The 11,265-nt window shown below is 68.6% G+C and carries 10 protein-coding genes and 1 pseudogene; 6 read left to right on the forward strand and 5 right to left on the reverse strand.

The features are described from left to right. Positions 1-14: 14 nt before the first annotated feature. Both ACIBG6_RS36775 and ACIBG6_RS36780 read right to left on the reverse strand, forming a co-directional pair. Positions 15-1,133, reverse strand: coding sequence for a fatty acid desaturase family protein (locus tag ACIBG6_RS36775; RefSeq protein ID WP_399227107.1), 1,119 nt, complete (start codon positions 1,131-1,133; stop codon positions 15-17). A gap of 7 nt (positions 1,134-1,140) precedes the next feature. Continuing rightward, the gene (locus ACIBG6_RS36780; protein ID WP_399227108.1) at positions 1,141-2,196 is read right to left on the reverse strand and encodes a ferredoxin reductase; all 1,056 of its coding nucleotides are present in this window, start codon (positions 2,194-2,196) and stop codon (positions 1,141-1,143) included. Positions 2,197-2,282: 86 nt separating this feature from the next. On the opposite strand from ACIBG6_RS36780, the gene ACIBG6_RS36785 reads away from it, so the two are divergent. From ACIBG6_RS36785 to ACIBG6_RS36795, 3 genes are all read left to right on the forward strand, one after another. Beyond that, entirely contained in the window at positions 2,283-3,422 is a 1,140-nt protein-coding gene (locus tag ACIBG6_RS36785) for a PucR family transcriptional regulator (protein WP_399227109.1), read from the forward strand. 102 nt (positions 3,423-3,524) lie between these two features. Further along, entirely contained in the window at positions 3,525-3,755 is a 231-nt protein-coding gene (locus ACIBG6_RS36790) for a hypothetical protein (RefSeq protein WP_399227110.1), read from the forward strand. Positions 3,756-4,558: 803 nt separating this feature from the next. Further along, positions 4,559-6,439, forward strand: a complete 1,881-nt coding sequence (locus ACIBG6_RS36795; RefSeq protein WP_399227111.1) for a tyrosine-type recombinase/integrase — start codon at positions 4,559-4,561, stop codon at positions 6,437-6,439. Positions 6,440-6,515: 76 nt separating this feature from the next. On the opposite strand, the gene ACIBG6_RS36800 is transcribed toward ACIBG6_RS36795, so the two are convergent. Together ACIBG6_RS36800 and ACIBG6_RS36805 are read right to left on the reverse strand one after the other, a co-directional pair. Then, positions 6,516-6,989, reverse strand: coding sequence for a hypothetical protein (locus ACIBG6_RS36800; RefSeq protein WP_399227112.1), 474 nt, complete (start codon positions 6,987-6,989; stop codon positions 6,516-6,518). Positions 6,990-7,069: 80 nt separating this feature from the next. Beyond that, complete coding sequence (locus ACIBG6_RS36805; protein ID WP_399227113.1) at positions 7,070-8,062, reverse strand: helix-turn-helix domain-containing protein; 993 nt, start codon at positions 8,060-8,062, stop codon at positions 7,070-7,072. A 197-nt stretch (positions 8,063-8,259) separates the two neighbouring features. Here ACIBG6_RS36805 and ACIBG6_RS36810 point away from each other — a divergent pair, with 197 nt between their 5' ends. Together ACIBG6_RS36810 and ACIBG6_RS36815 are read left to right on the forward strand one after the other, a co-directional pair. Continuing rightward, positions 8,260-8,865 carry a peptidase inhibitor family I36 protein gene (locus tag ACIBG6_RS36810; protein ID WP_399227114.1) on the forward strand — a complete coding sequence of 202 codons (606 nt, stop codon included), beginning with the start codon at positions 8,260-8,262 and terminating at the stop codon, positions 8,863-8,865. A 326-nt stretch (positions 8,866-9,191) separates the two neighbouring features. Next, positions 9,192-9,353, forward strand: a complete 162-nt coding sequence (locus tag ACIBG6_RS36815; protein ID WP_399227115.1) for a hypothetical protein — start codon at positions 9,192-9,194, stop codon at positions 9,351-9,353. 230 nt (positions 9,354-9,583) lie between these two features. Here the strand turns inward: ACIBG6_RS36815 and ACIBG6_RS36820 are convergent. After that, positions 9,584-9,994, reverse strand: a pseudogene (locus ACIBG6_RS36820) (MarR family winged helix-turn-helix transcriptional regulator); the annotation flags it as partial. A 100-nt stretch (positions 9,995-10,094) separates the two neighbouring features. Between ACIBG6_RS36820 and ACIBG6_RS36825 the strand changes: the two are divergent. Further along, a complete protein-coding gene (locus tag ACIBG6_RS36825) occupies positions 10,095-10,922 on the forward strand; it encodes an alpha/beta fold hydrolase (protein WP_399227116.1) in 828 nt (275 codons plus the stop codon). The last annotated feature ends 343 nt before the right edge of the window (positions 10,923-11,265 follow it).

Raw genomic sequence — 11,265 nt, forward strand, 5'->3', positions numbered from 1 at the left:
ACCAATACCGGGAATCAGGCCGCGACGAGCTCCTGCTCGCGGTCCGGCGTTTTGACCTTGGGCTTCTTGTTCGGCAGTGAGAGCCGGAAGACCTTGCGCCACGCGGAGAACACCTGCTTGGGGAGCGGCCCGGTGACGTACTCCAGCTCGTACTTCTCGAACAGCGCGCGCACCTTCACCGCGACCTCGGCGTACCGGTTGCTCGGCAGGTCCGGGAACAGGTGGTGCTCGATCTGGTGTGACAGGTTGCCGGTCATGAAGTGCATGGCCCTGCTGCCGCTGATGTTCGCCGAGCCCATCATCTGGCGGAGGTACCACTGGCCGCGCGTTTCGTCCTTGATCGACCGGCGCTCGAAGACCTGTACGCCCTCGGGGAAGTGCCCGCACATGATCACCGAGTGGGACCAGATGTTGCGGACCAGGTTCGCGGTGAACGTGGCGGCGAGCGTGGTGAAGAACGACGGGCCCGACAGCAGCGGGTGGATCACGTAGTCCTTGAAGACCTGCTTGCGGATCTTGCGGCCCACGGCCTTGGCCCGCGCGCGGAACTCCGGGTTCGTGCGGCGGCGCTTGTGCAGGTTCTTGCCGAGCTCCAGGTCGTACGCGGCGATGCCGTACTCGAAGAAGCAGGCGTTGATGAAGTTCCACAGCGGCTGGCCGAGGTGGAACGGGTGCCACTTCTGGTCCTCGTCGACGCGCATGATGCCGTAGCCGAGGTCGTTGTCCTTGCCGATCACGTTGGTGTACGTGTGGTGCAGCTCGTTGTGCGAGTGCTTCCACTGCTCGGAGGGTGAGACGTGATCCCACTCCCAGGTGGTGGAGTGAATCTTCGGGTCTCGCATCCAGTCCCACTGGCCGTGCAGGACGTTGTGGCCGATCTCCATGTTGTCCATGATCTTCGCCACGGACAGACCGGCGGTGCCGAGCAGCCACGCGGGCGGGAAGATTGAGAACAGCAGTACGCCCCTGCTGACCAGCTCGAGCTTGCGCTGCGCCGAGATGACCTTACGGATGTAGGCGGCGTCTTTCTCGCCGCGGCTGGCGATCACCTCGTCGCGGATCGCGTCCAGTTCGCGGCCAAGCTCCTCGATCTGCTCCGCGGTCAGGTGGGCGGTGGGGTCGATGGCGGTCAAGCTGCTCCTACCGTTCGATGTCGCAGGGGCCCGCCGCGGCGGACACGCAGGTCTGGATGAGGACGCCCGGCTCGGCCTCAGTGATCTCGCCGGTGCGCAGGTCACGGACGGCGCCGGCCTTGAGCGGCGTGATGCAGCCGAAGCAGATGCCCATGCGGCACCCGGAGGGCATGAGCACGCCGGCCTCCTCGCCGATGTCCAGCAACGGCGTGGCGCCGTCCGCGTCGACGGTCTTGCCGGTGGCGCTGAACGTGACCTCCCCGCCGTCGCCGGCGACGACGATGCTGGGGCGGAAGCGTTCGGTGTGCAGGCGCTCTGGTACGCCGTGCTCGCTCCAGTGCTCTTCGGCGGCGTCGAGCAGGCCTGCAGGCCCGCAAGCCCAGGTCTCGCGCGCGGCCCAGTCGGGCACGAGTTCGTCGAGACGGGCGATGTCTAGCATGCCGTCTGTGTCGGTGTGCACCTCGGTGAGCCGCAGCTTCTTGTCCGCGACCAGGTCGTGTAGTTCGTTGCGGAAGATCACGTCTTGCGGCTGTGGCGCGCAGTGGACCATGACGACGTCGTCGAACTCGATGTCGCGCAGCATGCCCATCACGGGGGTGATGCCGCTGCCGGCCGTCAGGAACAGCACCTTGGCGGGTCTGGTCTGCGGCAGCACGAAGTCACCGGTCGGCTGGTCGAGCTGGATCAGCGTGCCCGGTTTTGCCCTGCGGACCAGGTGGTTGCTGACCTTGCCGTCCGGGATCGCCTTCACGGTGATCGTGACGCGGTCGTCCTGGCGGTTTGTCGGCGAGGTGATGGAGTAGGCACGCCACAGGCGCACCCCGTCGACATCGACCCCGATCCGCACGTACTGACCGGCTGTGTGGCCGCGCCAGCCCCGTCCCGGCCTGATCACGATAGTCACGGCGTCACCCGCCTCGGGGTGCACGGCCTCGATGCGCCCACGCAGGTCAGCGCCCGCACGCAGCGGGCTGACCAGGTCGAGGTAGTCCGACGGCAGCAGCGGCGTCGTGACCATCTCCAGCAGTTTCCACGCCCTGCTGCGGAGGGCTGCACTCGTCATGACTCCAGCCTGCTGCGCCTCAAGGCGTAAAGTCCTGACCGCAAGACGTAAATCTGGTCGGCTGAATTGTTCGCAGGGAACAAAACGTGAGCCATGCAATCCGGAGGGCCAGCGAACTGGCCCTGGACGAGACGACGGTCGCCGCACTTCGGGCCGCGCTGAAGACCACCGCCGACGAGGTCGTCCAGGCGATCATCGACGAGGTCCCTCCCTACGCCAACGCCCTTTCGGGCCGCATGGGCGGCACCATCCGCCGAGCCGTCCGCACCGCTCTGGGGCACTACCTGGACCTCGCGAGCGGGAACGCCACAGGCGGCGACGCCGGTGACGCAGCCTACGAGTTGGGCCGCGGCGAGGTGCGCTCCGGCCGTTCGATGGACGCCCTGCTCAGCGCGTACCGCGTCGGCGCCCGCGTGGCCTGGCGATGCCTGGCAGCGGGTGCCGTACCCGCAGGTCTGCCCGCCGCCGAAGTCGCCAAGTTCGCCGAGCTGACCTTCGCCTACATCGACGAGCTCTCCGCCGCGAGCGCCGCGGGCCACGCCGACGAACTGGCCGCCCGGGGCAGGGCCCACGAGCGCCACCTGGAACACCTGGCCCGCGACCTCCTCGCCGGCGCGAGCCCAGACGTGCTGCTGGCCTCTGTTCAACGGGCCGGGTGGCAGCCCCCGGTTTCGCTGACCGCGGTCCTGCTGCCCGCCGCACAGGCCCGGCCGGCCTACCGCGGGCTCGACCCGAGCACCCTCGTCCTCGACGATCTGCCGGACGCCACTGGTGTGCTGCTCGTCCCCGATGCCGACCGATCACATCTCTTGCGGCAGCTCACCGACCGCGCCGCCGTGGTCGGCCCGGCCCGGCCATGGACTCGTGCGTCCGCCTCGTACGCACGAGCCGTACGCGCGCGCTCCCTCTCCTCTGATATTCGCGACACCGAGGACCACCTGCCCGAGCTGGTGCTGAGCGCCGACATGGACACGTTCGCAGACCTGCGTACCCGAGCCCTCGCACCGCTGCGGACCTTGCCTGTCGCGACCGCACGGCGGCTGGAGGAGACGTTGCGGGCGTGGCTGCTGCACCAGGGCAGGCGGGACGAGGTGGCGGCGGCGTTGTTCGTCCATCCCCAGACAGTCCGGTACCGGATGTCGCAGCTGCGGGAGCTGTTTCCGGATCTCGCATCGCCCCACCGGGTCCTTGAACTGACGCTGGCGGTCGGTCTTCGGGTCAGCTGACGAGTACTGCCTCATTATCGGTGTCATCAGCTGGCTCATGCGGCCCGCCAGGCCGGCGGCCACGTGGGAGATTACGGATCCAGCCGCGAACAGGAGGCGTACATGTCCGCGAACACTGCTCCCGCCGCCCCGTCCGTCCATCGCCGCGCGCTGATCACGCAGCTGGCCGTCTACCCGACCATCACCGTCGCCCTCGGCCTGCTCGGTTCGGTCCTCGGTGGCCTGGCGCTGCCGCTGAAGACTCTGATCCTCACCGCGATCGTCGCCCCCCTGGCCGTCTACGTCATCGTCCCGACACTGATGAAGGCCAACGCCCGCCTCACCCGCCGCTGACCCGCGACCTACCGCCGCACCGTGCCGACACCCGCGCCGGTGAGTCCCGGGATGCACGCCACCGGCATCTGCGGAAAGCTCACCAGCACCGTCACCATCTGCCTGTTGGGCGAGGCACTTGGACGACCATCCTGCCGGAGCAATCCCCGCTCCCAGTGAGCGGCACCGTGAACCATTGGCAGACCTGCATGGACGCCGCAGCGGAGAACGACGGCCTGACCCCTCGCGCCTGGGAAGACGAGCCTTGGTGGCACCCACTTTGGATTCCCTGGGCCGAGAGTGCCGATGGAGCCGCGCAGGTGATCGACCTGCGTCCTGGACCAGACGCGGGGCGCCTCGGCTGGGCAGGGCACAGCGGTGGCGGCGACTTCACCGACTCCTGGCCTGATCTGGCTAGCCTCCTCCACGCGGTCGCGCAAGCACTGCATGAAGGCGGCGGCGTCCGCGGGCTGCACCCCTACATCACCACGCAAGGTGGGATGTGGTGGGACGAAGAGGGCTGCATCGAGCTGAACGGTCACCCGCTTAGGGCAGCCCCGATCGGGCTGCCCTAACCGCCAGCCATCGCAGACCCGCCGCCGATCAGACGCGAACCGCCCGATCGTTCCTACTTCTCGCGAACATTCCCAAGGGGTCTGACCCGCGATCGTTCTCAGAACGCATCGACAAACGTTCCTGTTCGTGACCTACGCAGCCAGCTTCAGAAGGACCCCGACCTGGACGCCTTCTTCGAGACGGTCGACGCTCAGCACCATCTGACCGCGATCCATCGGGCCCGGGCGAAGTTCGATCTGGCCTGCGTTTTGACCACGCAGGGCATCGCGATGGAGCATCTGACGCAGTCGGCTCTGCTGCACTACTCGCTGGAGAGCAAGCGCCTGGGACTCACCCATGGAGCGAACAAGGACACCACCCGGTTCGCGGCCTTGGGCGCCTGGGAGGTCCTGCACAAGATGGGCCACTTCCCGCCCGGGTCGCCGCCGACGCTGAGGACGTTCGTCTATGACGGCCAGCGCAGCATCGAGGAGCTCGTCGACCGTTACGGCGTCAAGAATGCCGCGGTCCGGCAGCTGCTGATCGACTATCTGACCCGTCGCAAGGCGGAAACGGACTACAACACCCTCGAATCGCTAAGCCGTCACCTGGCAAGCAATTTCTGGGCACTGATCGAGGAGCTCAACCCGGGGCAGCGGGACTTGAACCTGAGCCAGGAGCTCTATGACCAGTGGCGGGCCGAGATCCAGTACTGGCGGAAGGACGGGAAGACCGACCGGACCAAGCTCCGCCAGGACACCGCGGGCGTTCTGCTGGCAGTCCGCAGCTTCTACATCGACCTTCACAGCTGGGCCATCGCGGAACCGGAACGGTGGGCCCAGTGGGTGACGCCCTGCCCGATCATGCCGCGGGACCTGAAGGGGTTCAGCAAACGGCTACGTGACGTCAACCGGCGGATGGCCGACCGAACCCGCGTCCGCCAGCCGCTGCTGCCGGTCCTCGTCCGGCACATCGAGGACCGCTACGAGCGTCTGGCCGGCCTCCTGGAACTCGCCCGGTCGGTTCCGCTGGGGGAGTCCTTCGAGCACGAGGGCCGCCGCTACAGCCGCACTGATTCCTGGGAGGACCGCCGCCAGGAGAAGCTCGTGGCCGAGCCGACCGTCAGGGTCATCGAGCACGGCACCGACGAGCTGATCCACGTGACGATCGCCGAGGACACGGCGTTTTGGGAATGGGTGTCCGTCGAGATCCTGCGGCACAGCGGCATCCGCGTCGAGGAACTCGTCGAACTCACCCATCTCAGCATCCGCCAATACGAGCGTTCCAACGGCGAGGTCATCGCCCTCTTGGTCGTCGCCCCCTCGAAGACCGAACGCGAGCGCGTCATCCCGATGTCCGCCGAGCTCTTCCACGCCATCGCCCAGATCGTCCGCCGCCAGACCCGCGACGGCCGGCCCATCCCGCTCCTGACCCGCTACGACCCCCACGAGAGGATCTGGCTGGACCCCATGCCATTCCTGTTCCAGCGTCACCGAGGCAGCGTCCGCGGGGTCATGTCAGGCAACACCGTGCTCGAAATGCTCGGCCGCAGCTGCGATGAGCTCGCCAAGACGAACCCTGCCTTCGCCGGGATCAAGTTCACCCCGCACGACTTCCGCCGGCTCTTCGCCACCGAGATCGTCAATGGCGGCCTGCCGATCCACATCGGTGCGGCCCTGCTCGGACACCTGAAACTGCGGACCACGCAGGGCTACGTCGCGGTCTTCGCCGAGGACATCGTCAAGCACTACCAAGAGTTCCTGAACCACCGCCGAACCCTGCGGCCCGACGATGAATACACCGACGTCACCGCCCAGGAGTGGTCCCAGTTCGAAGAGCACTTCGACAAGCGCAAGGTCGAGCTCGGGAACTGCGCTCGACCGTATGGATCACCCTGCCAGCACGAGCACGCTTGCATCCGATGCCCGGCCCTGCAGGTCAATCCCAAGATGCTGCCGCGGCTCGCCGAGATCGAGAAGGACCTGATCCTCCGCCGCAAACGAGCCGAGGAGGAACAGTGGCTCGGCGAGATCGAAAGAATCGACATGACCTTGACTTTCGTCCGCACCAAGCAAGCCGAAGCCGCCCGGCTCACTCGCCGAACCCCCGTCAACCTTGGCATCCCGACCACCCTGCCCCATCGCAGCTGATCTTGGTCAAACGCTCCTGGATACCCGCCCTACGATCGCCTCGCTTGACTTAGTGCAGAGAACGCGCTCACGAAACCTATGCGGGGCGAAGAACGGGATCGATCTCAGCCAAGAGTTCCAGCAGCTGACGAGCGCCTCGGGCAACGCGGTCGTCAGCGCCCTGTGACATCTCTTCGCACAGCCGCATCGCGTCGTCTCGATCGGCGGAGAAGATGCTCAACACATCGACGACTGCGGTGTGAATCCAATCGCTGTGGTTCGGGTTGGCGACCGCCAGCGCGGACGCGACGATCGTCAGCCCAATCCTGTCCTTTCTCCGAAGCAGGGCTTGCGTTGTCCGCCTGGTGACGAAGGTGTCACGCGGATCGAGCACAAGCTCAAGTAGCAGCCCGAAAGCCTCCGACATGTCGGCGAAACCCGCCAGGCCGTGACCAGCATCGGCCCGGTCCCGGTAGTCGTGACTTCGCCCGAGCTCGCCGAGTGCCACGACAGCGGCATGCCGCAACCCCTTGTCCACCTGTTTTGGCACCCCTCCCATGATTCCGAGCAAGCTACCACCGTGGTGCCTGACAAGTGATCGACAGGACAGGCCCCCCGGCCTACCGGCTTGACTAGTGCAGAGAAACTTCATCACTCCCGCTGGCCAGGTAGCGGCGAAACCGTATGTATGCGGAAGTCGCTTGGCGGCAGCCCGTACGCGCGGCGGAAGGCCCTGCTGTAGTCCGCCTGGTGACGGAATCCCCACCGCTGGGCGATCTCGCCTATCCGGCGGTGGGCGAGGTCCGGGTTCGCGAGGTCGGCGCGGCTACGTTCGAGGCGGAGCCGGCGGATTGTGGCGCCCACCGTCTCCGGCTCGTCGCGGAACAGGAGGTGGAGCAGCCGCACGGAGATGTAGTGGTGCGCCGCGACGGCGGCGGGCCCCAGGCCGGGATCGGCGAGGTTGGCCTCGATGAACGCGCGGACCCGCGCGAGGAGGACCTGGTGCCGGGTCTCGTGGGCCGCCGGGACCGGGCTTTCGGTCCGGGCCGCGAGGAAGGTCGCGGAGAGCGCGAGCGCGACGGCGCCCAGCCGACGCAGCTCCTCCGACTCGCACCGGCCGGCCTCGGCGTGAAGTCCGGTGAGGTACGAGGCGAGCAGTGCTCCCGACCCGGTGCGGGCGGGAAGGGTGGTGCCCAGCAGCCGGTCGACGCGGTCCTGGGGCAGCGGCAGGGTGGCCCTGGGGAGGCGCAGCAGACTGATGTGCGAGAGTCGGCCGTCGTCCCGAAACTCGCAGCTCAGCGGGTGGGAGGTGTCGAAGAGGGCCATGTCGCCTGCGGTGAGCAGGGTGTTGTTGCGGCACTGCTCGATTCCGATCGGGCCGCCGTGGACGAGGAAGAGGAAGTACTGCTCGGGGTCCGCGCGCCGGATGTGGGCGGCGGCCCGCTGGGCGGTCATCGGCGAGAAGGCGAAGTCAGAGACCTCGGTGTCGGTCAGCCGGATTGCCGTGGCGGTGCCGCGGAAGCGGTCGGCGTACGGGCTGGCGATGGCCACGGGCATGACGGCGTCGCCGACCATCCCTGACCACCACTCGAAGCCGTCGCGTGCGCCGACGCTCGCGGTAGAGACCGTAGTGATCCCGTTCACGCTCCGACCTCCGTGATGTGGACACGTCCATTCTTGAGGCTGGTCGGCCGTCGGCATAGGGCGAAGTCGGTCAACCGGCCCCGCGGTCGTGCACTCGGCGCGAAAGGAACGTGCGCACGATGCCAACGACGGGAGGGGCCCGCGCAGCCCACAGTGATGATCCGACTCATGACCACGGACGAAACAGAGGTGGCCCGATGATGAAGCCGAAGCAGGGATCCTTACCGACCGGCGGGTGGGCGCGGACCCTCGCCGCCCTGATGATGGCCCTTCTGGCCCTCGTGGCCACCCCCGCCGCCGCCGGAGCGGCCGATGCCGCGCGGAACGCCCGCACCGACTTCACGGACCAGGCCAGGAGCGCGGGGCTGAACGGCACCGAGGCGAAGGGCCTCCAGGCCCGGGTCGACGGCTACCTGGCGAAGATGCCCGGGACGCAGGTCAGCGCCAACAAGATCGTCCTAGAGGGCGGTGGTGAGCTGCTGCTCACGCTCCCCGGCGAGCGGAATGCCCGCGACCTGACCGCCCCGGACGCGGGGGTCGGCGCGGCCGCCAGCTGCCCGTACACCTACGTGTGCGCCTACCCGGGCGAGAACTTCACCGGTGACCAACTGCGCCTGTACACCTGCAACTCCTACACCTTCATCAGCTGGACCGGGACTGGCTCCTGGATCAACAACCAGCGCTCCACCTTGTACGTCAGGTTCTACGACTCGAACGGCAACCTCGGCTGGACCTCGCCGGGCGGCTACAGCGAGGACCGCCACGCCCCCTGGGGCTGGGTGGACTGGCTGAGCCCCTGCTGACGGTAGGGGCGTAGAGCGACGCGGCGCGCCCGGGGGACGCGCCGCGTCCGGCCGTCCGGCGCGCGGTCCACGCCTCAGCCTCCTAACGGAATGACACTTCGGGGCCGGCTCTGGGACCTGTACCGCCGATCTGGCCGGCGGTCGCGGCGGGGGTCGCCGACGGCCTGGTGAGTGATGGCGGCGAGCGCGGACAGTCCGGCGGGGCCCAGGAAGCCGAGCCACACCGGGCCGTCCGTTCCGGCCTAGCCCTCGACGCCAGCGGCTGCGTCCGGTCGAGGGGGACACCGAGCAGCCCGTAGACCGGACGTATGGTCCTTCGGCCGCCGGTGGAACCGATGCTGGCGCAGGCCCGCGACACGGTGCCCGCGCCGGGCGCGCTGCCCGGTGAGCTGCGCTTCCAGCCCAAGTTCGACGGCTACAGGGCGATCGTCTTCACCCCGTGGTCGGCGCCCGCGCGCACTGCAGCAGCGCAAGCGCAGCGCGCTTGAGACCCTGCTGCTTCGGGGACACGCCGCCGTTTCCACGGTCCGGCACCCGGTCACCCGCCGGAGTAGACCGGCGGTAGTGGGTCAGCTGGCCTGGCGGTAGGCGCCGGCGGGCCCGGTGAGGCGCCGTCCGTACCGCTGGTTGATGCGGTCGATGACCGGCTCCAGCCGTAGGCGCATCTCGCGGGCGTGGTCGAGGGAGAGCTGGGTGCCGGGGCCTTCGTCGGCCCGGCGGACTCCAGCACCGCGGTCAGGAAGCGGCGCACCGTCTCCAGCTCGCCCGCCTCGAACACCTCCGCGGCCACCAGCACTTCGCCGATCACCGGCCCGAAGAAGGACTGTCCGAGGTCCATGGCCTTCTCCTCCACCTTCAACAGCACGCGTCGCCGGTCCGCCGTGTCCCTGCTGCGCGAGACCAGTCCGAGCCGCTCCAGCCGGTCCACCAGGGAGGTAGTCCCGGCGGAGTTCAGCCGCAGTTGCCCGCCGAGCCATCCGGGCGTGGCCCGTGTACTGGCGCGTTCCGCGTCCAGCAGGTGGATCAGCGCGCGCACGTCGGTGGGATGCAGTCCGTGGCGTGCGGCGAACTCGGCGCCGAGCATGTCGAACTCCACGGTGACCGCGCGCAGCAGGTGCACCAGCCCCATCGCCCGGCTCTGTTCTTCGCTCTGTTCTTCCATGTGCACTCCTCGGTCCCGCAGCTAACATCTCGCTCAGCAAGATTATTGCCCAGTGAGAGGAATCGCCGTGTCTCTGCCCGATTTCGACCGTGTCTACGACGAGCTCCGTGCCCGCTGGCCCGAGACCACCGAGGAGCGTGACGTCGCCACCCCGTACGGGCCCACCCGGGTCCACGTGTACGGCCCGGCGGACGGCAGCCCGCTCGTGCTGCTGCCCGGCGGCTCGGCCACCGGCCTCGTCTGGTTCGCCAACGCACCGGCGCTCGGCAAGCGGTACCGGGTCTACGCGGTGGACCTGCTGGGCGACGCCGGCCGCACCGAACGCCAGGGCACACCGCTGAAGAGCGCCGACGACCTGACGGTCTGGCTGGACGCGTTGCTGAACGGCCTCGGGCTCGCCCGCACGCACCTGTGCGGCCACTCGTACGGCGCCTGGCTGGCCGTCAGATACGCACTGCGCGCACCGTCGCGGGTGGACCGCTTGGTCCTTGTTGACCCCACCCAGGTCTTCGCCGGCTTCCGTCCCGGCTACCTGCTGCGCGCCCTGCGCGCCCTGATCCGCCCGAGCGAGGCCCGTGCCCGCGCCTTCCTGGCCTGGGAGACGGCGGATGCCCACCCGGACGAGACCTGGCAGCGCCTCTACGCGCTGGCCACCACGGTCCCCGGCCGCAAGCTCGTCGTCGGCGGCCGCCCCCGGGTCTCCGACCTCCGTATGCCGGTGCTGGCCGTGTTCGCGGAGCGCAGCCGCGCCCACCACGCCGGCAAGGCCGCCGACAGGGCCCGCCGGACGCTCTCGCACGCCGAGGTGGCCCTGCTTCCCGGAGCCACTCACCACTCCCTGCCACTCACCGCGCCGCGGCAGCTGAACGACCGGCTGACGGCCTTTCTGGGCTGAGCACCGAACGTACGGCCGTCGACCGGTGCTGCCGTACTACCTCCAGCTGCCCGAGCCACCACCATGCCTGAAAGAACGCACCGGCTTCGTCGTCCTGCACCGCTGGGCGGAGATCGTCGCCGGACCTCGCCCTCGCCGAACCCGCCTTCGCCCACGAATACGAGGCCGACACGTTCACCCGCGCGGCGGACCGCTTCGCCGCACACGGTGTCGGCACCGGCTCGGGCGGCCCGGGCGGAGACAGCCCCTTAGGGCCTGTGTGATGTCGTGATCAGTTGCCGGGTTCTGTGCTCTTCGTGGGGTGGGACCCGGTAGGACTGTGGGCGTGACGCGTAGGCAACTC

It is taken from the genome of Streptomyces sp. NPDC050842, assembly GCF_044456565.1.
Lineage (GTDB): Bacteria > Actinomycetota > Actinomycetes > Streptomycetales > Streptomycetaceae > Streptomyces.